General features: G+C 63.8%; 22 protein-coding genes. 12 read left to right on the forward strand and 10 right to left on the reverse strand.

Going from position 1 to position 21,530, the window contains the following annotated elements; translation table 11 throughout:
- Nucleotides 1–10: 10 nt before the first annotated feature.
- From ribD to GC121_RS07250, 5 genes are read right to left on the reverse strand one after another with little or no spacing between them, the layout of a single operon-like run.
- Nucleotides 11–1,003: a bifunctional diaminohydroxyphosphoribosylaminopyrimidine deaminase/5-amino-6-(5-phosphoribosylamino)uracil reductase RibD gene (ribD, locus tag GC121_RS07230; protein WP_234421151.1), complete on the reverse strand. Its 993-nt coding sequence runs from the start codon at nucleotides 1,001–1,003 to the stop codon at nucleotides 11–13.
- Nucleotides 982–1,452, reverse strand: coding sequence for a hypothetical protein (locus GC121_RS07235; protein WP_151973465.1), 471 nt, complete (start codon nucleotides 1,450–1,452; stop codon nucleotides 982–984). Before GC121_RS07235 ends, ribD begins: the two co-directional genes overlap by 22 nt.
- 43 nt (nucleotides 1,453–1,495) lie before the next feature.
- On the reverse strand, nucleotides 1,496–2,233 hold the full coding sequence (locus GC121_RS07240; protein WP_151973467.1) for a M48 family metallopeptidase: 738 nt from the start codon (nucleotides 2,231–2,233) through the stop codon (nucleotides 1,496–1,498).
- Nucleotides 2,234–2,674 carry a YcgN family cysteine cluster protein gene (locus tag GC121_RS07245; protein WP_151973469.1) on the reverse strand — a complete coding sequence of 147 codons (441 nt, stop codon included), beginning with the start codon at nucleotides 2,672–2,674 and terminating at the stop codon, nucleotides 2,234–2,236. It lies immediately after the preceding gene.
- Complete coding sequence (locus tag GC121_RS07250) at nucleotides 2,662–3,267, reverse strand: SCO family protein (protein WP_151973471.1); 606 nt, start codon at nucleotides 3,265–3,267, stop codon at nucleotides 2,662–2,664. Before GC121_RS07250 ends, GC121_RS07245 begins: the two co-directional genes overlap by 13 nt.
- Nucleotides 3,268–3,356: 89 nt before the next feature.
- Between GC121_RS07250 and GC121_RS07255 the strand changes: the two genes are divergently transcribed.
- The 7 genes from GC121_RS07255 (at nucleotide 3,357) to GC121_RS07285 (ending at nucleotide 9,003) form a co-directional block, all read left to right on the forward strand.
- Nucleotides 3,357–3,971 carry an ankyrin repeat domain-containing protein gene (locus GC121_RS07255; RefSeq protein ID WP_151973473.1) on the forward strand — a complete coding sequence of 205 codons (615 nt, stop codon included), beginning with the start codon at nucleotides 3,357–3,359 and terminating at the stop codon, nucleotides 3,969–3,971.
- Between the two features lie 31 nt (nucleotides 3,972–4,002).
- On the forward strand, nucleotides 4,003–4,680 hold the full coding sequence (locus GC121_RS07260) for a COQ9 family protein (protein ID WP_151973475.1): 678 nt from the start codon (nucleotides 4,003–4,005) through the stop codon (nucleotides 4,678–4,680).
- Between the two features lie 76 nt (nucleotides 4,681–4,756).
- The gene (locus GC121_RS07265) at nucleotides 4,757–5,020 is read left to right on the forward strand and encodes a FeoA family protein (RefSeq protein ID WP_255478888.1); all 264 of its coding nucleotides are present in this window, start codon (nucleotides 4,757–4,759) and stop codon (nucleotides 5,018–5,020) included.
- The gene (locus GC121_RS07270; protein WP_151973477.1) at nucleotides 5,017–6,864 is read left to right on the forward strand and encodes a ferrous iron transporter B; all 1,848 of its coding nucleotides are present in this window, start codon (nucleotides 5,017–5,019) and stop codon (nucleotides 6,862–6,864) included. Before GC121_RS07265 ends, GC121_RS07270 begins: the two co-directional genes overlap by 4 nt.
- A gap of 254 nt (nucleotides 6,865–7,118) precedes the next feature.
- Nucleotides 7,119–7,658: a single-stranded DNA-binding protein gene (gene ssb, locus GC121_RS07275; protein ID WP_151973479.1), complete on the forward strand. Its 540-nt coding sequence runs from the start codon at nucleotides 7,119–7,121 to the stop codon at nucleotides 7,656–7,658.
- A 382-nt stretch (nucleotides 7,659–8,040) separates the two neighbouring features.
- Nucleotides 8,041–8,190 carry a hypothetical protein gene (locus GC121_RS15270; RefSeq protein WP_199857787.1) on the forward strand — a complete coding sequence of 50 codons (150 nt, stop codon included), beginning with the start codon at nucleotides 8,041–8,043 and terminating at the stop codon, nucleotides 8,188–8,190.
- Between the two features lie 279 nt (nucleotides 8,191–8,469).
- The gene (locus tag GC121_RS07285) at nucleotides 8,470–9,003 is read left to right on the forward strand and encodes a hypothetical protein (protein ID WP_151973481.1); all 534 of its coding nucleotides are present in this window, start codon (nucleotides 8,470–8,472) and stop codon (nucleotides 9,001–9,003) included.
- Between the two features lie 355 nt (nucleotides 9,004–9,358).
- On the opposite strand, the gene GC121_RS07290 is transcribed toward GC121_RS07285, so the two are convergent.
- On the reverse strand, nucleotides 9,359–10,555 hold the full coding sequence (locus GC121_RS07290; protein WP_151973483.1) for an indoleamine 2,3-dioxygenase: 1,197 nt from the start codon (nucleotides 10,553–10,555) through the stop codon (nucleotides 9,359–9,361).
- Nucleotides 10,556–10,661: 106 nt separating this feature from the next.
- Between GC121_RS07290 and GC121_RS07295 the strand changes: the two genes are divergently transcribed.
- Nucleotides 10,662–11,105 carry an Lrp/AsnC family transcriptional regulator gene (locus GC121_RS07295; protein WP_151973485.1) on the forward strand — a complete coding sequence of 148 codons (444 nt, stop codon included), beginning with the start codon at nucleotides 10,662–10,664 and terminating at the stop codon, nucleotides 11,103–11,105.
- Here GC121_RS07295 and GC121_RS07300 read toward each other — a convergent pair.
- Both GC121_RS07300 and GC121_RS07305 read right to left on the reverse strand, forming a co-directional pair.
- A complete protein-coding gene (locus GC121_RS07300; protein WP_151973487.1) occupies nucleotides 11,102–11,626 on the reverse strand; it encodes a DUF177 domain-containing protein in 525 nt (174 codons plus the stop codon). The two genes, GC121_RS07295 and GC121_RS07300, sit on opposite strands and share 4 nt — an antisense overlap.
- A gap of 10 nt (nucleotides 11,627–11,636) precedes the next feature.
- The gene (locus GC121_RS07305; protein ID WP_151973489.1) at nucleotides 11,637–12,161 is read right to left on the reverse strand and encodes a ubiquinol-cytochrome C chaperone family protein; all 525 of its coding nucleotides are present in this window, start codon (nucleotides 12,159–12,161) and stop codon (nucleotides 11,637–11,639) included.
- Nucleotides 12,162–12,342: 181 nt separating this feature from the next.
- Between GC121_RS07305 and GC121_RS07310 the strand changes: the two genes are divergently transcribed.
- The 3 genes from GC121_RS07310 (at nucleotide 12,343) to hslU (ending at nucleotide 14,833) form a co-directional block, all read left to right on the forward strand.
- Entirely contained in the window at nucleotides 12,343–12,807 is a 465-nt protein-coding gene (locus GC121_RS07310; RefSeq protein ID WP_234421152.1) for an outer membrane protein assembly factor BamE, read from the forward strand.
- 46 nt (nucleotides 12,808–12,853) lie between these two features.
- The gene (gene hslV, locus GC121_RS07315; RefSeq protein WP_151973491.1) at nucleotides 12,854–13,414 is read left to right on the forward strand and encodes an ATP-dependent protease subunit HslV; all 561 of its coding nucleotides are present in this window, start codon (nucleotides 12,854–12,856) and stop codon (nucleotides 13,412–13,414) included.
- A gap of 117 nt (nucleotides 13,415–13,531) precedes the next feature.
- On the forward strand, nucleotides 13,532–14,833 hold the full coding sequence (hslU, locus tag GC121_RS07320; RefSeq protein WP_151973493.1) for an ATP-dependent protease ATPase subunit HslU: 1,302 nt from the start codon (nucleotides 13,532–13,534) through the stop codon (nucleotides 14,831–14,833).
- Nucleotides 14,834–14,960: 127 nt separating this feature from the next.
- On the opposite strand, the gene GC121_RS07325 is transcribed toward hslU, so the two are convergent.
- Entirely contained in the window at nucleotides 14,961–16,466 is a 1,506-nt protein-coding gene (locus GC121_RS07325; RefSeq protein ID WP_151973495.1) for a SulP family inorganic anion transporter, read from the reverse strand.
- A gap of 230 nt (nucleotides 16,467–16,696) precedes the next feature.
- Between GC121_RS07325 and GC121_RS07330 the strand changes: the two genes are divergently transcribed.
- Nucleotides 16,697–19,534, forward strand: coding sequence for a pitrilysin family protein (locus tag GC121_RS07330; protein ID WP_151973497.1), 2,838 nt, complete (start codon nucleotides 16,697–16,699; stop codon nucleotides 19,532–19,534).
- A 129-nt stretch (nucleotides 19,535–19,663) separates the two neighbouring features.
- Here the strand turns inward: GC121_RS07330 and GC121_RS07335 are convergent, their stop codons facing one another.
- Nucleotides 19,664–21,484: an ABC transporter ATP-binding protein/permease gene (locus tag GC121_RS07335; protein WP_151973499.1), complete on the reverse strand. Its 1,821-nt coding sequence runs from the start codon at nucleotides 21,482–21,484 to the stop codon at nucleotides 19,664–19,666.
- Nucleotides 21,485–21,530 lie beyond the last annotated feature (46 nt).

Consider the following 21,530-nt stretch of genomic DNA (forward strand, 5'->3'; position numbering starts at 1 on the left):
GGGTCGAGCCTTAGCGGGTTCGGGAATAGATTTCGAGCGTATCTGCGCCAAGGTTGCGCGCGTCCTCGCGCTGCCACCGGCCATGCGCGCTGGCAAGCCCGGCAAGCCCGATATCGCCAATGCCCGCGATGCCGCCGCCGATGATGACGGGGGCGCGATAGATCAGCAGGCGATCAACCAGATCGGCGGCAAGAAACGCGGCTGCGGTCTGCGCGCCGCCTTCGATGAAGAGGTAGCGTATGTCCGCCAGTTCGCGCACGGCTTCGGGTGATGCGAGCGCGCGCCAGCCTGCGGGCGATGCACCGCGTGTCAGCACGAGGCGCTGCGGCGAACGGCCTTCCAGCCCCGGCAAGCGCACATCAAGGCGCGGCTTGTCCGCTCGCAGCGTGCCGCCGCCCACCAGAATCGCATCGGCTCGCGCCCGTTCGCGGTGGGTATGCGCCCGCGACGCCTCGCCGGTAATCCACCGGCTCTCGCCGCTCGCCATGGCGATGCACCCGTCGAGCGACAACGCGAGTTTGAGCGTGATATGCTGGCGGCCAAGCGTCAGCCATGCCTCGTGTCCGCCCAGCCCGAGTGCGGAAGCCGCCAGCCCCGCTTCGTCAACCTGCACGCCCGCTTCCCGCAGCCGCGCCATCCCTGCGCCTGCGGTGCGCGGATCGGGGTCGCGCATTCCGATCACCACGCGGGCGAGTCCCGCCTCGGCCACCAGATCGGCGCAGGCCGGGCCGCGCTCCGAGCGGTGGGCGCATGGCTCCAGCGTGACATACATCGCCGCGCCCTTGGCCTGTTCGCCCGCCATTGCGAGCGCCACCGCCTCGGCATGGGGACGTCCGCCCGGTTGCGTCCAGCCGCGCCCTGCCACCACGCCGTCCCGCACGATGATCGCGCCGACACCGGGATTGGGGGAAGCGAGGGGCCGCGCGCGCTCTGCTAGCGATGCCGCTGCGGCGAGCCAGCGCGTGTCGCCAGCCGCCACGGTCAGCCCGCTGCGCGCGCGCAATATTCGGCGATGGAGAGTTGCAACTCCTCTCCCGTCGGCTCGCTGCCGCCGCCTGCCACGGCCTCCGCCTGCTCACGCCGCTCGGCTTCCTCGACCATCGAATCGACATCGACAAACGTCGCCTCGCCCAGCGCGCGATAGATATCACGGCGCAGTTCGGCACGCTCTTCCAGCCGCGCGGCGATGGCGTCCTGCAATTCCTGGTTCGCGCAATTCTCGGCGATGATCTCCGCCTCGGTGCGGTCTTCATCGAGCGTGGAGATGTAGATCAGATCGGGGGCGCGCGGCACGATCCGCGTGCCTTCGGGCACGAACAGCATGAATATGGCAAAGGTCGCGGCGCAAGCGACGCCGAGGATCGGCCAACGATGCGGCGTGGGTTCACCCCAGACATGGGTAAAATCCTTGACCGCGCGGAACGGCGAAATGCGGCGGAAGAAGTCCTTCATGGCGCGCTAGATAGGCGGTTGCGGGCGGCTGCGCCAGTGGGCGCTAACCGAACAGCGCATAGAGCCCGCGCCCCTCCGCCTTGAGCCAGCCATCGGCGGCGGCGAGATCGCCTTCGTAAAGCCGCGCCAGCTCGGCATAGAACGCGGGCGAATGGTCGAAATGGGTGAGATGCGCGACTTCATGCGCGACGACCGAGCGGCGGACATGCGGCGGGGCCATCACCAGCCGCCAGTTGATGCGGATGCACGCGCCGTTCTGGCGCCGCTCGCTGGAGCATGACCCCCAGCGCCGCTGCGCGCGCGACAGCCGCAGGTCGGGTTGGGGGAGACTGGCTCTGGCGCAATAATCGGCAAGATCGCTTTGCAGCAAGGCGAGCGCCTCTGCCTCCAGCCAGCGGCGCAGGCGCGCGGCCAGCAACTCTTGCGGCCCGCCGGTGTGGAGCAGCTTGCCCTCGCGCCGCACCTTGCGGGTGCCGGTGGCAGACCAGCGCAGCGTCAGGCTCTCGCCGCAGAAAGGCAGCACGGTGCCATCGCCCAGCGCCACGGGCTGCGGCACTTTGGCAAGCTGGGTTTCGATCCACGCGCTGCGCGCGCTGGCGAAGGAGAGCGCATCGAGCGTGCGGCCCCATTGCGGCATGGAAATGCGCAATTCGCTGCCATCGGGCGCAAGCCGCATCGTCAGCCGCCGTGCGCGCGGATGGCGGCGGATGGCAATCGGCAGGTTGCGCCCGGCAATCTCTACGCTGGGATGCTGGTGATCGCGGCGCAACCAGTCGAGCATCTACAGCTCCCAGTCGACAATGTGGTGCTCCAGCGGTCCCGCTACCGTCTCGCACACGCAGCGCCCCGCAATGCTCGCGCCCGCCTCGATCATCGTGTCGCGGCTGCCGGTGAGCAGATAATGCCATTCGGGCAAGGGATCGCCATCTGCGCGCACGCGATAGGCACAGGTCTTGGGCAACCAGCGCACTTCGCGCACCAGCTTGGGCGTCAGGCGCAGGCAATCGGGCACAAAGGCCTTGCGATGGGCATAGTCACGGCAACGCGCGGTGCCGGTATCGAGCAGCTTGCACGCGACATTGGTATCGAGAATTTCGCCGGTATCGTCATCCTCGATCTTGTGCAGGCAGCACCTGCCGCAGCCGTCGCATAACGCTTCCCATTCGGGACGGGTGAGCTCGCCCAGCTCCAGTTCCCAAAACCGCTCCCTCACCGCACCCACTTTTCAAGCTCGGCAGCAACCGCTTCGGGCGACTGGTCGACGGGCAGCAGCGCCATCGGCTGGCCTTCACGGTCGACCAGATAGCCGAGCCGTGTGTGATCCATCAGATAATCGCCGCGCGCGTTCGGCTCCTGCTGGCTGTATTGCACGAAATAATTGCCCGCCGCCGCGGCAATCGCTTCGGGCGAACCGGTGAGGCCGATCAGATCTTCGGAGAAGCCGCTGGTCCATTCCGCGATCACTTCGGGCGTGTCGCGGGCGGGGTCTATCGTGATGAAAATCGGCTGGATTTGTCCGGCAAATTCGGGATTGGCTTCCTCGAACGATTCGAGCCCGCGCACCATCTTGGCCATGTCGAACGGGCAGATATCGGGGCAATAGGCATAGCCGAAATAGACCATCTGGTAGCGTCCGGCGAAATCCTCGCTGGAGACGGTTTGCCCTTGCGCATCCTGCAATTCGAACCCCCCGACCACGGCGGAATCGTAAAGCGGCGGGATTTCGGCAGGCGCGTTGCTGCACGCCGCCACAAAGGCGAGCGCAGCAAGGCTTGCAATCCGGTATAATCGTGCAAACATGGTGGCTCTATTCATGGTCTGCTAACACGGGCTATTCAAGGTGCGCGCCAATGCCAGGGGGCAGTTTCGCGCAGATTTTTCAGGCAATAGGAGGCCGGAAGGCCATGGTCGCTCTTCGTAAATTCATCGCAATCACCACCGCAGGCCTTGCGCTGGCGGTGTCGAGCCCGGCGGCGGCGCAATTCTATTCCGAAGGGTATGAATTCCTCGAAGCCGTGCGCGAACGCAACGGCACCGATGCGACCGAGATGCTCAACCAGCCGGGCACCACGGTGATCAATGCGCGCGATGTCTCCAGCGGCGAAACAGGGCTGCATATCGTGGTAGGGCGGCAGGATGCGACCTGGACGCGCTGGCTGCTGCAGGAAGGGGCCAACCCCAATATCGCCGACAGCCGCGGGCGGATGCCGCTGCACGTTGCCATCGAAGTCGGCTTTCTGGAAGGCGTGGAGATTTTGCTGCGGCGCGGTGCGCGGGTGGATGTGGTGAACAGCGTGGGCGAAACGCCGCTGATCTCCGCTGTGCTCGCGCGCAATGTCGACCTGATGGAAATCCTGCTGGAAGGCGGGGCCGATCCTGATCGCACCGACAATACCGGTCGCAGCGCGCGCGATTATGCCCTCCAGTCGGGTGTGCCGCCGCGCATTCTCGCCACGATCGAGGAAAACGAAACCGAAAATGCCGGCGGCGATGGCCGGATTTACGGCCCGGTCTTCTGATCGGGGCTGGGCGCGCGGGAAGGACAAATGCATGACTGATGTGGCCGACGATCTGACGCTGGACGAAGTGCGCATCGCGCTTGCGCCCGAAATTGCCATGGCCGCGATGTTTGACGGGTGGAGCGAGGCCGCGCTCGACGCCGCTGCCGACAACGCAGGGATCGACCCGGCGATTGCGCGCCTCGCCTTTCCCGCCGGCGGACGGGGCAGCCGCGCGATGGACATGATCGATGCGTGGATCGCCTCTATCGACGCGCGCATGGCGGAAGAATTTGCCGATGGCCGGCTGGGCAATATGTCCATCCGCCAGCGCATCCGCAGCCTCGTCTGGTTCCGGCTGGAAGCGATTGCCGGGCTGGAAGAAGCACTCGCGCGCGCAGTAACGGTGCAGGCCATGCCGCAGAACGTTGCCGCCGCGATGAAGCAGGGCTGGCGTAGCGCGGATACAATGTGGCGGCTCGCGGGGGATACCGCGACCGATTACAACCACTACACCAAACGCGCGATCCTCGCCTCGATCTATGCGGCGACGCTGGCGGTGTGGAAGAGCGATGAGAGCGAGGACAAGGCCGACACCGCCGCCTTCCTCGATCGCCGCATCGACGGGGTGATGCAGTTCGAAAAAGTGAAAGCACAATTCCTCGGCAAGGATCGCGAACATTTCGATGTCGCCCGCTTCCTCGGGCGGCTGCGTTATCCGCAGGGGTAACATCCGTTCAATATGAGCGGATTTTCCTATTGATAATGAGTTGCAATTACGCGAACACCATGGCACGGCGCGAGGCGTGACACAGCTTGCCGATTCACCTGTAACGCTCGATACGCTCGCCCCGCTCGACCGGGCCGAGATCATGTCCGTTGATTGGGCCGCGCTCGCCCCCGATGAAGGCAAGCGCCTGCGCGCGCTGGGCATCGATACCGGGGCGAGGGTGGCTATCGCCCATCGCGGCGTCTTCTTCGGCAAGGATCCCATCGCGCTGCTGGTCGGCCGCACCACGATTGCCGTGCGCCGCGTCCATGCGCGGGCGATGCAGGTGGTGAAGCTGTGAGCACTTTGCGCACCGCCGCTTTGGTCGGCAATCCCAATGCGGGCAAATCCGCCCTGTTCAACGCGCTGACCGGCGCGCGGCAGAAGATCGCCAACTATCCCGGCGTCACGGTGGAGCGCAAAGCGGGCCGCATGGTGATGCCGAGCGGCGAGCCGGTGGAGCTGCTCGATCTGCCCGGCTCCTATTCGCTCGATTCCTCCAGCCCGGACGAGGAAGTGACGCGGCAGGTTGTGACCGGCGAGTTTGCCGGGCAAGCGCAGCCGGACTTGCTGGTGATCGTGCTCGATGCGGCGAACCTCGAGCAGCATCTGGTCTTCGCGCAGGAAGTAATCGCCTTGGGCCGACCGACGGTGGCGGCGCTCAACATGGTCGATCTGGCCGAGCGCGATGGTTTGGCGATTGACGCTGACGCTTTGGCCGATGCGCTGGGCGTACCAGTCGTGCCGACAGTCGCGGTGCGGCGCAAGGGGCTCGACGCGCTGGCCGCCGCCATGGCCGATGCGCATTCGCAAGACCTCTCGCAGCGCCACGAAGTCGCCGCGCTCACCCTGCCCGAACGGCGGCTGGCGGCGCGCAATATCGCCAAGGGCGCGGTGTTGTCTGAAAGCGGCGAGCGCAAGCTGCACGCCAGTCTCGACAAGGTGCTGCTGCACCCGTGGCTTGGCCCGCTTATCCTTTTCGCCCTGCTGTTCGTGGTGTTCCAGGCGGTGTTCGCTTGGGCTGACCCGCTGATCGGCGCCATCGAAGGTCTGGCCGAAGGCGTAAGCGGCGCGGTGGTGTCCGCCATGCCGGAGAGCTTCCTGCGCGATCTTATCACCGAAGGCGTGATTGCCGGGGTCGGCTCGGTCGTGGTGTTCCTGCCGCAGATCATCATTCTCTTCACTTTCATCCTCGTGATGGAGCAGTCGGGTTACATGGCCCGCGCCGCCTTCATTATGGACCGCCTGATGGCGTATGTCGGCCTGTCGGGCCGCAGCTTTATCCCGCTCCTCTCCAGCTTCGCCTGCGCCATTCCGGGCATCATGGCGACCCGCAGCATCGCCGATCCGAAAGACCGGCTGACCACCATCCTGATTGCCCCGCTGATGACCTGTTCGGCGCGGTTGCCGGTCTACACCGTCATCATCGCCGCAGTCATCCCGGCGACGAGTGTGGGCGGCGGCATCGGTTTGCAGGGCCTCGTCCTGTTCGGCCTGTATATCGCCGGAATTATCGGCGCGATGCTGGTCGCGCTGGTGCTGCGGATGACCGCCACCAAGGGCGCGGCGAGCGGGTTCATCATGGAAATGCCCAAATACCAGTGGCCGCCCCTGCGCGATCTGCTGATCGGCCTGTGGCAGCGCGCCTGGGTCTTCCTTCGCCGTGCGGGCACGATCATCTTTGCCGCGACCGTTATCCTGTGGCTGCTCCTCACTTTCCCCAAGGCCGAACCGGGCGAGAGCCAGCTCGACGCCTCCGCCGCCGGACATATCGCCAGCTTCATGCAGCCCGCTTTCGAGCCGATCGGCTTCCAGCGCGAGATGACGCTGGCGCTGGTGCCCGCAATGGCGGCACGCGAAGTGGCGGTGGCCTCGCTCGCCACAACCTATGCGGTGGATGCAGGCGACGAGGCGGAGACCGAACTCGCCCTGCGCGACCAGATCGCCGCACGCTGGAGCCTGCCGACCGCGCTCGCTTTCCTCGCCTGGTTCATCTTCGCCCCGCAATGCCTCAGCACTATTGCGGTAGCGCGGCGCGAGACCAACGGGTGGAAATGGCCGCTGGTGATGGTGGGGTATCTGTTCGCCTTGGCCTATGTGTTTGCGGGACTGACCTATTGGGCGGCTGTGGGGCTGGGGCTTTAGGTTTTTGCGCTCGCAGAGGCGCAGAGGCGCGGAGAGGTGGTGCTTGCGGCGAAGCCGCTCTCAACATGAGAGCTATCCGCTGGCGGCGAGGTAATCGGTTTTGTCCGGCTCCGCCGACGGCAAAAAACTCTGCGCCTCCGCGCCTCTGCGAGCGCCTCAAAAAGCTCGACTGTGGACATATCAGCGCCGCAGGGGTGGCGACTCGCAACGGCCTTCGATAAGCCTTTGTCTGAACACAAAAGAGGGATTCGAGAATGGCGGGCAGCCTCAACAAAGTCATGCTTATCGGCAATCTGGGCGCGGACCCGGAAGTGCGCACGTTCCAGAACGGCGGCAAGGTGTGCAATCTGCGCATCGCCACGTCCGAAAGCTGGAAGGACAAGAACTCGGGCGAGCGGCAGGAACGCACCGAATGGCACACCGTCGCCATTTTCAACGAAGGGCTTGCGGGCGTGGCGGAGCGGTATCTGCGCAAGGGCAGCAAGGTCTATATCGAAGGCCAGTTGCAGACCCGCAAATGGCAGGACCAGCAAGGCAATGACCGCTACTCGACCGAAGTGGTGCTGCGCGGCCCGAATTCGGTGATGACGATGCTCGACGGCGCGCAAGGCGGCGGTGGGGGCGGCGGCGGTGGCCAGCGCAGCGGGGGCTATGGCGGAGGCGGCGGCCAAGGCGGCGGCGGCTTCGGCGGCGGTTCGGGTGGAGGCGGAAATGGCGGCTCGGGCGGCGGCGGCAATGGCGGCTCGGGCGGCGGCGCCAATTACGACGATCTGGACGACGATATCCCGTTCTGATCGGGCACTACGCCAACGAAATCCCCTGAAAGCTCTCCTGCTTGAGAGGGTGACAAAGGTGACACCGTGTCACCTTTGCGCGATACCGGTTTGTCTTTTGTAGACAAGGGCTTGCTGCGCGAGAAAGCGAAGGTGACAGTTGTGCGCGGGCTGCGAAAACTGTCATTTCGACGCGGGCAGGTTCGGACGATGGGAAAGAGCGGGGGCAGTGGTTGCAGATGCGGGGGAGTGTAGGAAAGGGGTTGGGTGGATCACTGAATTGTCCGCGATATAAAAGTTTGCCACGGAAGGTAGTGTCTCAGTTTGAAAATAGAGGCTGTTGACTACCGTTTGCGCCAGCCGATGGCCATGCCTATGCTCTTGGCACAAACTTGGAGGCAGTGTGGCGCGTTTCGGCAATCATATTTTTCTTTGGATTATCGCCACCTTTGCGATCACCGCTTGGCTACAGCCGCCAAGCTGGACTGTCTTTATCGCCGCCTTAGCCATAGGTTGGTATTACAACGACAAGGAAGTGAAGCGCGATGTCTAAGGGCCCAACGGACAAAAGAGGCCAGCCGATGTAATCGGCGCTGCCGTGCTTACTGGGCAAATCGCCACAGGCGAAGCAAGGGACAGTGATAAGCCAGACCCTTCTGCTGAAGCCAACCGCAAGGGCGGGCAAATTGGCGGAAAAGCGAGGGCGGACAGTCCTCCACTTGAAGAACGCAAGGCCATTGCCCTAAAGGCTGCGGCGGCACAGCGGGGTAAAACGGCAAGCGAGATTAAAACAGGCTTGTCTTTTGCGCGATGGCGCTTTATGTAAGCGACCATGACTGATTCTCTCAATCTTTCCAGCATCCAGCGCAAGCGCGAAGAGATGCGCAAAGTAATTGCTGACGCCGAAGAAACAATTGCTTCGGCTAAGGCTGTGCTTGCTGATCTTGATGCTAGTGAACGAATTTTGGCAATTATGAGCGGCGCTTCTGTGGACAGTGATGTTGTTCGCAAGCCAATCCTTGCGGAAATGGCCAGCATAGCTGCCGTTGCTTATTCAAACTCAGCGCCGGAAGACCACTGCCAAGGCAATCCTTTCCGCAAAGGGACGAACAAGGCGTATATTTGGGATGCGCTTATGCTCTCCAACCGAGTTTGGATTGACGCAAACGAAATCCAAGAGCGAGCCTCAGCATTAAAGGGAGAGGAAATCGCCATGGCTTCAATCTCCCCGATGCTTAGCAATATGAAGGGCGAGCATATTGAGCGTAAAGGCCTACGGGTCGCGCTCAAGCTGCGCCTCAACGAGAATGGGGAGGCCGAGGCCTCCCCAGACGTGGACGAAGTTGCAGCTTCGTCCGATCTTTGAACCTAGGCTTCCAGGCCTTGCCGAGTGGGGCGGCTCAGTCCCCACAGTTTGGAGGTTCTGGATGCTTTTGCATCCAGTCCGGTTAGGTGCCTTTAGCCCCTATCCGGCCCTCTACAGAAAGGACGCGGGGGCATAGCCCTCGCTTCCTGTTCCCTACCCCCGTCCAAACGGGGTAAGAGCAACGGCGCGTCTCCGGTCCAAACGGGGAGCGCCGTTGTGCTTTAATAGGCGAAAGTTGCGATTCCGTCTATAGGCTTGGTTTGTCACCTTGGTTCGCGCAAAAACTAGCGAAGGCAAACCTCAACTAAAGCGAACCAGTAGCGCTCCCTAGATCAGCAGATCTCATGCCACCCCCTCACAACAAATTCGTCGCCGTCTCGTCGCGGTGCTTCTTCAAATACCGCATAAACGGCGTCCCGCCGGTGCCGACATCCGTATCATTCCCCGCGCTGCTTCTGCCCTGTTTGTTGATGTAGCTCGCCGCGTATTCCAGATGCCGCGTGCGGAAGTCGGCGACCGCCTGGATGTTCGCGTTATAGGCCTCGTTCAACCCCTTTGATCCGACCTCTTTCGCAAAGCCGCGCAAGGTGCTTGCCGCGCGCACATCGTCGACGAAGCGGCGGTGCGGGCCGGGGCGGTATTCGTGCAGTTGGTCGAGATATTCGCGCAAAGGATCGGCCGCGTGGCCCACGCCCATCAGCGCGTCCATGCTCGGCACGATGCTGGATTGCGATCCGGTCTGCCCGCGAAACGCTTGGGCTGCGGTGCCGTACCGCTCGACGCCTTCATAGATCACGCCCTCGGGCAAGGCGGGATTGTCTTTCCAGCCGTGGATATAGGGGCGTACGCGCTCGAAATAGATATAGGGGTCGCAGCGTTCGGGCATCCGGTCGAACAGCGCGTTGATCTGCGCCCAGCGTTCGGCATTGGCCTCCAGATGGGTGCGTGCGAGCTCGGCATCGCCGGTCTTCACCGCCGCGTCGATCTCGGCGAAGCGCGCGAGGACTTCGCCAGCGCAAGCCTCGATCGCCACGTGGACAAGCACGAACCACGCCTCGTCCATGCCGCCGAGGAAGTTCTGGATCATGCGGATATTGTCGAGCGCCACGGGCTTGGCCGGATCGATCAGCGACCAGTTGTCGAGCACATAGGAGCTGTAGGTAAGCAGCGGCTGCTGGCCCAGCCGGTCCGCCAGCGCGACCATCGGCACGGCGAGCTTGGCGGGCAGGCGGTTCGAGACGGCCTGCTCGCCCCACACCCACGACTGCACCATGAAGGTGTAATGCACCGTCGCCATGCGCGCCTGCGCGTCCGAAAGGTGCGCCGCGTCGGACAGTTCTTCGGGAGCGGGGAGGTGCTTTTCGAGGAACGCGCGCACTTCGCCTGCGGGGAGCACGTTCGGCAATTGCAGCGCCACTTTCGCCGCATCGGCCCAAGCGTCGGGCAGCGTCACGCCCGCCGCATCATGGCGACAAAGAAAGCCGGTTTCGGCCGACATATCGTAGTCGGCGAGCGGTTTGATTGCGGACTTGTCGATAGTGGCGGTGTTCATGTCTGGCATCCTCTCCCTGAGTATGCGCGCAAATATACACCGCTTCGGAGCGAATTTCCTTGCGAACTGCGTTGACGGACGCGCCTGTTTCGCAGATTATTCGGCAATGGACGCGATAGACCGCAAAATCTTGCACACTCTCGAAAGCAACGGGCGCATCAGCAATACCGATCTGGCGGCGCGGGTTGGCCTTTCCGCTTCGGCGTGCCTGCGGCGGGTGCAGGAATTGGAGCGGACGGGCCTTATCAAAGGCTACCGCGCCGTGCTCGACCGCTCGCGGTTGGGCGGCGAGATCACCGCCTTCGTGATGGTCGGCCTGTCAGCGCATCTGGCGAAGGATGCGCGCGCGTTCGAAGCGGCGATGGCGGCGGCGGACGAAGTGCGCGAGTGCCACAATGTGACCGGCGCGGTCGAATATCTGCTGCGGGTGGAGGTCGAAAGCCTGGCGCAATACAAGGCCTTCCACGCCGATACGCTGGGCACGCTGCCGCAAGTGGCGAGCATCACCTCGCATATCTGTTTGGGATCGTCGAAGGATATGCGGGCCTAACCGTCCTTCAGCCCCCGCAACGCTTCTGCCAGCGGGCCGCTCGCCGCTTCTTCGATGAGACCCTTTTCGCGCCGCACTTCGTCGGCGTTCGGGCCGACCGCGAACGGATCGATGGCCAGCGTGAGGCTCTGTGCCACCGCCTCGCCCAGATCGAAGCTGGTGCCGGTATAGCCGATCACGTCGAGATCCTCGGGGGTGAGCTCGATCTCCGCCTCCGCCTCGCTTGCTTCCAGCGCGGCGAGGGGGACGAAGCGGATGGCGATATCTTCGGCAATGCTGGCAGGCAGATCGTCGCCCGAAACCGCGCAGCTTTGCACGATCTCGGCGCGCATCGGGCCGGTGGCGGAAACCTCCGGCCCCTTGGCTTGCAGGGAGAGGCTCGCCGCGAGCGAGTGTACCGCTACCAGCCCGAACCGCTTGGCCAAAGCCGCGCATTCTTCCGGCGTGGCGACCAGTTCCACCGGCGCGGCGGTAATCCCGCGCAAATCGTGCAGGCGGGAAAATTCGGGCGTATCGCTCATCGCACCAAACTCATCGCACCAATCTGGGCCGGATCTGCCCGTCGAGCAAGAGCGAGTCCTTCTGCCCCTGCAAATCATTATGCAACGCGCGTGCCCGCACCGCGAGCGCGTAGGGCTTGGCGTCGGGATCGGTCAGAGTCGTATTGCGCGCCAGCACTTCGGCGAGCTTGGCATCGCTTTCGCCCAGCGTTTCGCGCAGCGCGCCCATGCGGCCACCCAAAGCGGCGACGAGCTTGCCCATATTCTTGCCCACCATCAGATCGCCGACGCCGGTATCGCGCAATTGCCGATCCATATCCTCCACGAACAATTCGGTGAGCAGCGCGGTTTTGGGGGCGAGCGTCTCGCTCTGCTCCATCCGCAGGGTGACAAGACCCATGACCAGCGCGATCATGTCGAACCGGCCCTGCACCGAATCCTCCACCCCGCATTCCGCATACCATTCGCGCTCGCGGCTGGTGCCAACGGTGGCGTGCCACAGCGTGCGCAACTCGTCGCGGCCGCTTTTGCCCATCAGGCGCTGGAGGAAGGACATCGCAGTTTCTCTTTCGTCATTCCGCCGCCAGTTAAGCGGGGGTTCAATCGTGGCTAGCATATCGAGAGCGCATTGCACCTGCGCGATGGCTCCCCTAAGGCTGGCGCAGATATAGGACGCAGCGCGGGCGTGGCAATGCAGGCCAAAGACGCTGCGAAGCGATGGATTGAAGGGTTTGACGATGAAGCGTGCGATGATGCGGATGGCTGTGCTGGCCGGAATGGGCCTCGCGGTGACGGGTTGCAACTCAATCTCCACCCACCGTGGCTATATCGCCGATGAAACGCTGTTCCAGTCGGTGCAGCCGGGGCTCGATAACCGCCAGTCGGTGGAAGATGCGCTGGGCCGCCCGACGTTGACCAGCCAGTTCGGCCAGCCGATCTGGTACTATGTCTCCAGCCGCACCGAGCAGGCGGCGTTCCGCCAGCCGCGCATTGCCACGCACAACGTGTTTGCCGTGCATTTCGATGCGGAAGGGAATGTCATCTCGACCGAGCGCACCGGCATGGAGCAGGTGGCGCGCATCAGCTATGAACGCGACGAAACGCCGACGCTGGGCCGCGAGCGGGGCTTCTTCGAAGACCTGTTCGGCAATATCGGCACCGTGGGCGGTGTCGGCGGCGGCGCTGGCGGCGGCGGCCAGTAAGGCCACCCCGCTTGAACGGCGCGGCGGCTTTGCCCATATCCCGCGCATGAATGCAGAAAAGGCGAGCCACGGCCTGATCCAGTGGCACGGCACCACCATTGTCGGCGTGAAACGCGAAGGCCGCACCGTGATCGCGGGCGACGGGCAGGTTTCCATGGGCAACACGGTGATGAAGCCCAACGCCCGCAAAGTCCGCCGCATTGGCGAGGACGGCAAGGTGATTGCCGGTTTCGCCGGAGCCACCGCCGATGCCTTTACTTTGTTCGAACGGCTGGAACGCAAGCTGGAACAATATTCCGGCCAATTGCTGCGCGCCGCGGTCGAGCTCGCCAAGGACTGGCGCACGGACAAATATCTGCGCAATCTCGAAGCCCTGATGATCGTCGCGGACAAGGATGTGCTGCTGGTGCTGACCGGCAATGGCGATGTGCTGGAACCCGAAGGCGGGATCACCGCGATCGGCTCGGGCGGGAACTACGCGCTCGCCGCCGCGCGCGCGATTGCCGAATATGAGGACGATCCGCAGGTGATCGCGGAAAAGGCGATGAAAGTCGCCGCCGATATCTGTGTGTTCACCAATGGCAATGTGACGGTTGAGACTGTCTGACCCTTCAACCGAATGTCCTGAGCCTGTCGAAGGACTGTTTTTCCTTCTGGCTCGCTCCAAGATTTCAAGAAAGTACAGCCCTTCGACAAGCTCAGGGCAGTCGGAATTAGGACCGTAATGACCCAGAATTTGACCCCCAAAGCCATCGTAGCCGCATTGGACGAACATATTGTCGGCCAGAAGGATGCCAAGCGCGCGGTTGCCGTGGCGCTGCGCAATCGCTGGCGGCGACAGCGCCTCAACGCCGATTTGCGCGACGAGGTGACGCCCAAGAACATCCTGATGATCGGCCCCACCGGCTGCGGCAAGACCGAGATCAGCCGCCGCCTCGCCAAGCTCGCCGAAGCGCCGTTCGTGAAGGTGGAAGCGACCAAGTTTACCGAAGTCGGCTATGTCGGGCGCGACGTTGAACAGATTGCCCGCGATCTGGTGGAAGAAGCGATCCGGCTGGAGAAGGAACGCCGCCGCGAGGCTGTGCGCGAAGCCGCGAGCGAGGCGGCGATGAACCGCCTGCTCGATGCGCTGGTCGGCACCGGCGCGAGCGAGGCGACCCGCGCCAGCTTCCGCCAGCGCATCGTCGAGAACGCGATGAACGAAACCGAAGTCGAAATCGAAGTGTCCGACGCGCCCGCCATGCAAATGGACATCCCCGGCATGGGCGGCGGCGCGACGATGATCAATCTGTCGGAAATGATGGGCAAGGCCTTCGGCGGCGCGCCCAAGAAAAAGCGCAAGCTGAAAGTCCCCGATGCGTGGGACAAGCTGGTCGATGAAGAGGCCGAAAAGCGCATGGACCAGGACGATGTGGCCCGCGTGGCGCTCGCCAATGCCGAAACCAACGGGATCGTCTTCCTCGATGAGGTGGACAAGATCGCAGTCAGCGATGTGCGCGGCGGCTCGGTTTCCCGCGAAGGCGTGCAGCGTGACCTGCTGCCGCTGATCGAAGGCACCACGGTCGCCACGAAGTATGGCCCGATGAAAACTGACCACGTGCTGTTTATCGCCAGCGGCGCGTTCCATGTCGCCAAGCCCAGCGATATGCTCCCCGAATTGCAAGGCCGCCTGCCGATCCGCGTGGAACTGCGCAGCCTGACCGAAGCAGACTTCATCCGCATTTTGAGCGAGACCAAGGCCAATCTGGTGAGCCAGTACAAGGCGCTGCTCGGCACCGAGAATCTGACGGTCGAAATGACCGAGGACGCCGTCGCCGAAGTCGCCCGCATCGCTGCGCAGGTGAACGAAAGCGTCGAAAATATCGGCGCGCGCCGCCTGCAAACCGTGATGGAAAAGCTGTTCGAGGAACTCAGCTTCGAAGCCGAGGATATGGACGGCCAGAGCGTAACGGTGGACGCCGCCTATGTGCGCGAACGGCTGACCGATCTGGCGAGCGATACGGATTTGAGTAAGTACGTCCTATAAACCCTGACCCCGCTCATGCTGAGCTTGTCGAAGCATCGACCTTAACTTCTGGTGCTATGCCAACAGAAAGAGCGATCCTTCGACAAGCTCAGGATGAGCGGAGGAAGAGGGGTTTGTGCTGTCCCCATCAAGGATGCGGTGCGAGACCAATCTCCACGCCCGTCCGGTCGACCACCGCGTGTTTGTCGATCATCTCGGCGCTTGCTTCGTTGAGGCCGATCACCTGCACGCTGCGGCCGTTCCTCCGCATCCGCTCGACAATCGCATCGAGAGCGCCCGCGCTGGAAATGTCCCAGAAATGCGCCTTGGATACGTCGATCACCACGTGGTCGGCGGGGTTTTCGCGCTGGCTTTCGGGCTTCATCGCGGCGTTGAACCGTTCGACACTGGCGAAGAAGATCTGGCCGGTGACGGTGTAATGCGCGGTTTTACCGTCGCTGGTGCGCTCTACGCTGAAGAGGTTCATCACCAGCGCGGCGAAGAAAATGCCCGACAGCAGCACGCCGACCAGCACTCCAAGGGCAAGATTGTTCGTCGTCACAACCACGATCACGGTCGCCAGCATCACGACGCTCGCCTGCCACGGGTGGTGGCGCAGGTTTGGAATGCTCGTCCAGCTGAACGTACCGATGCTCACCATGATCATCACCGCGACCAATGCGGGCATCGGGATTTGGCCCACGATAGGGCCGAGCAGCCATAGCAGGATGAGCAGCGTCAGGCCCGCAACGAAGGTCGAAAGCCGTCCGCGCCCGCCCGAAGTGACGTTGATCACCGACTGCCCGATCATTGCGCAGCCGCCCATGCCGCCGAACAGTGCCGCACCGATATTTGCTGCGCCCTGGCCCCAGGTCTCGCGGCGCTTGTTGCTGCTGGTATGCGTCATATCGTCAACGATCTTGGCGGTCAGCAGGCTCTCGATCAGGCCGACCGCGGCCATCGTGGCAGAGTATGGGGCGATGATCGCGAGCGTTTCCCATGTCAGCGGAACATCGGGGAACACCAGATAGGGCAGGCCCTCCGGGATATCGCCCATATCGCCCACCGTGTTGACCGGCAGGCCCATCCCGATGCTGAGCGCGCCGAGCACGATGATCGCCACCAGCGGGCTGGGCACGGCGGTGGTCAGCTTGGGCAGCCCATAAATGATCGCCAGCGCGCCTGCGACCATGGCGTAGGTGATCCAGCTTACCCCGTCAGCCGAGGGATCGAGCTCCGGCAGCTGGGCCATGAAAATCAGGATCGCCAGCGCGTTGACGAAGCCGGTGATGACCGCGCGGCCGACGAACTGCATCAGCAGGTCGAGCCGCAGCAGCGCGGCAATGCCTTGGAAAATGCCCATCAGAATGGTCGCAGCGAAGAGATATTCCACCCCGTGATCGCGCACCAGCGGGATTACCACCACGGCCACCGCAGCGGTGGCGGCGGAGATCATTCCGGGCCGTCCGCCGGTAAAGGCGATGATCATGGCAATGGCTATACTGGCATACAGCCCGACACGCGGATCAACGCCCGCGATGATCGAAAAGCCGATCGCTTCGGGGATCAGCGCAAGGGCAACAACGATGCCGGCGAGGATATCGGCACGCGGCTGCGCGAGCCAGTCGCGCCTGAGCGCGGCGGTGTCAAACATGGGTCAGTCCATTATGGCTGGGCGCACAAGCCAACGGGCGGCGCGCGGGGGAAGCTTCGGTAGGAGCATAGATGCTGCGCTGCACAATGCAAGGCTGCGCTCCCGCCCAAGTCGTTCGCAGAGCTGACCAAGCGGTTTATCGACACGGGCTTTGGGTGCCTTGCACCCGCGCGCCGCTTGCGGTTTAACAGCGCCCGATAGAAGCGCCAGACTTCCAAGGGGACTTAACCGTGACATTCCGCTATCTCGCCACCGCCGCCGCGCTTGCCATTGCTGCTGCCCAGCCCGCTTTGGCGCAGGACGCCGGCGACACCGCGCCCGTGCTCACCGCGCCCGAAATCGAATTTACCGAATGGACGCTGGATAACGGCCTGCGGGTGATCGCAATCGAGGATGATACGACCTCCACCGTCACCACCAGCCTGTGGTATGAAATCGGCAGCAAGCTCGATCCCGAGGGGCGCAGCGGCTTTGCGCATCTGTTCGAACATATTCTCAGCCGCAAGACGCAGAATATGTATTACAACCAGATCAACGATCTGACCGCCGATGTCGGCGGCACGCGCAACGCGTCCAACGGCACCGATCGCACCAATTATTACGAGACGGTGCCTGCCGAATATCTCGAAACCATGCTGTGGACGCATCGCGAGCGGATGGCGTTTCCGGTGGTGGATACCGAAGTGTTCGAAACCGAACGCAGCGTGGTGATGGAGGAATACCGCACCCGCGTGCTCGCGCCGCCCTATGGCCTGTTCCAGCGCGTGGTGCTGCCCGAAATCGCCTATGACGAACTGCCGCACCGCCGCCCCGGCATCGGCAGTATGGAGGATCTGGCGGCGGCCTCGCTGGACGATGCCCGCGCCTTCCACCAGGCCTATTACGGGCCGGATACGGCAACGCTGATCGTCGCGGGCAATTTCGATATGGCGGCTTTGCGCAGCATGGTTGACCGCTATTTCGCCGATATTCCCCGCCGCGCCAATCCGGTGGATGTGACAATCACCGAGCGCGAAGATCGCCGCACCAGTGCGCGCAGCGTCAGCGCCGCCAGCCCCAACGTGCCGTTGCCAGTCGTCGGCAGCGTATGGCAAATGCCCGAGGCGACCCATCCCGATGCCGCTGCCTTGGAAGTGCTCGGCGCGATTATGAGCCGGGGGCAGAACTCGCGGCTGTATACCGCGCTGGTCGAGCCCGGCCTTGCGGTGCAGGCGGTGCAGTATGAAAGCCTCTCCGAAGAGGGCGGCGTGTGGGCGCAATATGCGGTGATGAGCCCGCAATCGGATGAAGCACAGGTTGCCGCCGTGCTCGCCGCCGAAACCGCGCGGGTGCGCAGCGAGCTGGTGAGCGAGTCAGAGATTGCCGAAGCCCGCAACGAAATCATCGCCTCTGCCATGCGCAGCCGCGAGACCGCGCGCGGGCGGGCGTTCGAATTGGGCGAAGCGCTGGTCAGCACCGGCGATCCGCGCGCGGCAGACCGGCGGCTGGAAGCGATTGCCGCCGTCACGCCGGAAGATGTGCTGCGCGTGGCGCAATACTGGCTCGATCCCGATGCGCGGGTGGATATGCGGCTGACGCGCGGCGAGTTTGACCCCTCGACCTTCGCCAACCCCGAACCCATGCCCATTTTCCGCACACTGCCGCCGCCGGTGGGAGAGCCGCTGGTCGTGCTGCCCGAAGGCGAACGGCAGGCGCCGCCCCCTCCGGGCGAGGTGCCAAGCGTCGCGGTGCCCGCCTTCGTGACGCACACGCTCTCCAACGGCATCGAAGTGCTGGCGGTGCAAACCGGTGATGTGCCGATTGCGAGTATGCGGGTGCTGCTGCCCGGCGGTTCGATCTCCGATGACCGCGCCACCGCAGGCGTGGCCGGATGGGCGGCCAGCCTGGCGGATCGCGGCACGCCGACTCTCACCGCGCAGCAGATCGCGGCGCGCATGGAAAGCCTCGGTGCGTCGATGGGCGGCAATGCGGGCACCGACAATACCGGCTTCTTCCTCACCGCACCGGTCGCCAATATGGATGCAGCGGGCACCGTGTTCGCCGATGTGATCCGGAATGCGGACTATCCGGAGGACGAGGTCGCGCGCGAGCTGGAGCGCGGGCTCGACAATCTGCGCGTCGCCATGAACGAGCCGGCCTCGCTGGCGCGCATGGTGCTGCGCCCGCTGGTGTTCGGCGATGCGCCCTACGGCAATATCGGCGGTGGCACGCTCGCATCGATCGGCGCGATCACGCGCGAGGATTTGCTCGCCCACCGGCAGGCCTATTGGCACCCGGCGCGTGCGCAGATCGTGGTGAGCGGCGGGATTGCTCCGGCAGAGGCCTTTGCTTTGGCCGAGCGGCTGTTTGGCGACTGGAGCAGCGATGCGCCGGTGCCCGCTGTGATCGAAGCGCCTGCGGGCGAAGAGCTGCCCGCGCGCACTCTGGTGGTCGATATGCCCGATGCGGGCCAAGCGGCGGTGTTCCTGCTGGCGCGCGGCCCCGATGTGACCGATGCCGCCTACAGCCCGCTCGAACTCGCCAATGCGGTGCTCGGCGGCGGATCGAGCGGGCGGTTGTTCGAGGAAATCCGCAATGAGCGCGGGCTCGCCTACGGTTCCTATTCGGGCATTTCCGACTTTGCCGATGGCACGCTGCTATCCGCCAGCACGCAGACCGCGAACGAGACGGTGGACGAGGTTGTACAGGTGATGCTCGACGAATTTGCCCGCGTGGGCAGCGAGCCGCTGGGCGATGAACTGCTGGAGCGGCGGCGGCTGTTCCTGACCGGCGGCTATGATCGCAGCCTGGAAAGCTCGGCGGGTTATGCGGGCATCCTCTCCAGCCTGCTGACGCTGGGCCGCGATCCGGCGGAAATTGCGACCTATGCCGATAGTCTGGCGGGAGTGACCGCAGAACAGGCGAGCGCGGCGGCGGCGCAGTATTTCGATCCAGCGCGCACCAGCGTGGTGGTGGTCGGCAATGCGGCGGCCTTTATCGAGGAACTGCGCGCGATCCGGCCCGATGTGGAGGTTATCCCGGCGAGCGAGCTTGATCTGAATACGGCTGGCCCTGCGATGGGCGGGTAGAATCCTTACGTCTCCCCTCCCCTTGGGGAGGGGCTGGGGGTGGGGGTTCCACGCCCATTTGACGCCGAACCCCCATCCCAACCTTAGACGCAAAGCGCCGTCTTCGACTCCCCCAAGGGGAAGGGCTTTTTAACCGACCGCTTCCGGCTCTTCGCTCAGCTGGCGGTTCCACATATCGGCATAGAGCCCGTCGCGTTTGAGCAGCGCGGCGTGGCTGCCGCTTTCGACAATGCGGCCCGCTTCCATCACATTGATGATATCGGCATCGGCAATCGTCGAGAGCCGGTGCGCGATGGCGATGGTGGTGCGGTTGGCGCTCACCCGTTTGAGCGTGGCGAGAATGTCCTGCTCGGTGCGGCTGTCGAGTGCGCTGGTCGCTTCGTCGAGCAGCAGGATCGGCGGGTTTTTGAGCAGGGTGCGGGCAATCGCCACGCGCTGCTTCTCGCCGCCCGACAGCTTCAAGCCGCGCTCGCCCACTTCGGTATCGAGGCCTTGGGGCAGGGCGGCGATAAACGGCCAGATCGCCGCATCTTCCGCCGCCTGCCGGATCGCTTCATCGCCGGGCTGGTCGAGCCCGTAGCCGATATTGTAGCCGATCGTGTCGTTGAACAGCACGCTGTCCTGCGGGACGATGCCGATGCTCTGCCTGAGACTTGTTTGGGTAACCGCGGCAATATCCTGCCCGTCAATGCAGATGCGCCCGCTCCACGGGTCGTAGAAGCGGAAGAGCAGCCGCCCGATAGTCGATTTGCCCGCGCCCGACGGGCCGACCAGCGCGACGCTCGCGCCTGCCGGAGCCTCGAAGCTCAGATCGTGCAGGATTTGCCGGTCAGGCTCGTAGCCGAAACTGACATTTTCGAACGTCACCATCGGGCGGCGCACCAGCAGCGCAGGCGCGCCGGGAGCATCGGCGACTTCCACCTCGCGGTCGAGCAGGGCAAACATATCGGCCATGTCGATCAGCCCTTGTCGGATCGAGCGATAGACAAAGCCGAGCATATCGAGCGGGCGGAACAGTTGCAGCAGATAGGTGTTCACCAGCACCAGATCGCCGGGTGACAAGCGGCCTTGCGACCAGCCCCACACGGTAAAGCCCATGGCAAAACCCATCAGCAGGTTCATGATCAGCGCCTGCACGATATTGAGCGCGCCCAGCGAATTCTCGGTCTTGATCGCGGCTTCGGAATAGGCGGTGGCGGTTTCGGCATAGCGGCGCTGTTCGCGCGCTTCGGCACCGAAGAATTTGACCGTCTCGTAATTCAGCAGGCTGTCTACCGCGCGGGCCATGGCGGTGCCATCAAGATCGTTCATCTCCTTGCGCAGCTTCACCCGCCATTCGGTGATCGCTTGCGTGCTCCAAACGAAGGCGACCACGGTGATGGCGGTTGCCAGCAGCAATTCCCAGCCGAACAGGGTGTAGAACACCACCGCCACCACCGTCAGCTCGATCACGGTGGGCAGGATGTTGAAGAGCAGGAAATACAGCATCGTCCCGATGCTGCGCGTGCCGCGCTCCATGATGCGGGTGATCTCGCCCGTGCGGCGCGAAAGGTGGAAGCGCAGCGACAATTGGTGCAGCCGCGTGAACACGTCTTCGGCCAGACTGCGTACGGCATCCTGGCTGACGCGGTTGAAAGCGATATTGCGGAACTGCTCGAACAACACCGCGCCAAAGCGCCCGGCGGCATAGGCGAGCACCAGCGACAATGCGGGCCAGAGCAGCCCATCGCCATCCGCAGCCATTGCATCGACCGCTCCGGCATAAGCGAAGGGCAGCGCGAGGGTGACGGCTTTGGCGGCGATCACCAGCAGCGTGGCAAGCGCGATTCGCAGCCGCAGGTCGGGGCGGTTCTTGGGCCAGAGATAGGGCAGGAAACGCCGCATGGTGACCCAGTCGGCATTGTCGCCGCTGGGTGTAGTCTCGCCCGTCGCTGTTCCGAAATCCCTCATGCGCTGCCCACAAGTGGGGCAGATGCGCGCCTTTAACAAGCCTGCC

This window comes from Erythrobacter sp. EC-HK427, from assembly GCF_902498745.1.
Classification (GTDB): Bacteria; Pseudomonadota; Alphaproteobacteria; order Sphingomonadales; family Sphingomonadaceae; genus Alteraurantiacibacter.

What these genes read in the sequence shown, in the direction of transcription:
- GC121_RS07240 (WP_151973467.1), bottom strand. Translation starts at nt 2,233, where the DNA reads ATGCTCGACTGGTTGCGCCGCGATCACCAGCATCCCAGCGTAGAGATT.
- GC121_RS07325 (WP_151973495.1), bottom strand. Translation starts at nt 16,466, where the DNA reads ATGTTTGACACCGCCGCGCTCAGGCGCGACTGGCTCGCGCAGCCGCGT.
- GC121_RS07295 (WP_151973485.1), top strand. Translation starts at nt 10,662, where the DNA reads ATGGACGCGATAGACCGCAAAATCTTGCACACTCTCGAAAGCAACGGG.
- GC121_RS07255 (WP_151973473.1), top strand. Translation starts at nt 3,357, where the DNA reads ATGGTCGCTCTTCGTAAATTCATCGCAATCACCACCGCAGGCCTTGCG.
- GC121_RS07285 (WP_151973481.1), top strand. Translation starts at nt 8,470, where the DNA reads ATGACTGATTCTCTCAATCTTTCCAGCATCCAGCGCAAGCGCGAAGAG.
- GC121_RS07335 (WP_151973499.1), bottom strand. Translation starts at nt 21,484, where the DNA reads ATGAGGGATTTCGGAACAGCGACGGGCGAGACTACACCCAGCGGCGAC.
- GC121_RS07310 (WP_234421152.1), top strand. Translation starts at nt 12,343, where the DNA reads ATGAAGCGTGCGATGATGCGGATGGCTGTGCTGGCCGGAATGGGCCTC.
- GC121_RS07300 (WP_151973487.1), bottom strand. Translation starts at nt 11,626, where the DNA reads ATGAGCGATACGCCCGAATTTTCCCGCCTGCACGATTTGCGCGGGATT.
- hslU (WP_151973493.1), top strand. Translation starts at nt 13,532, where the DNA reads ATGACCCAGAATTTGACCCCCAAAGCCATCGTAGCCGCATTGGACGAA.
- GC121_RS07290 (WP_151973483.1), bottom strand. Translation starts at nt 10,555, where the DNA reads ATGAACACCGCCACTATCGACAAGTCCGCAATCAAACCGCTCGCCGAC.
- ssb (WP_151973479.1), top strand. Translation starts at nt 7,119, where the DNA reads ATGGCGGGCAGCCTCAACAAAGTCATGCTTATCGGCAATCTGGGCGCG.
- GC121_RS07235 (WP_151973465.1), bottom strand. Translation starts at nt 1,452, where the DNA reads ATGAAGGACTTCTTCCGCCGCATTTCGCCGTTCCGCGCGGTCAAGGAT.
- GC121_RS07250 (WP_151973471.1), bottom strand. Translation starts at nt 3,267, where the DNA reads ATGAATAGAGCCACCATGTTTGCACGATTATACCGGATTGCAAGCCTT.
- GC121_RS07260 (WP_151973475.1), top strand. Translation starts at nt 4,003, where the DNA reads ATGACTGATGTGGCCGACGATCTGACGCTGGACGAAGTGCGCATCGCG.
- GC121_RS07305 (WP_151973489.1), bottom strand. Translation starts at nt 12,161, where the DNA reads ATGTCCTTCCTCCAGCGCCTGATGGGCAAAAGCGGCCGCGACGAGTTG.
- hslV (WP_151973491.1), top strand. Translation starts at nt 12,854, where the DNA reads ATGAATGCAGAAAAGGCGAGCCACGGCCTGATCCAGTGGCACGGCACC.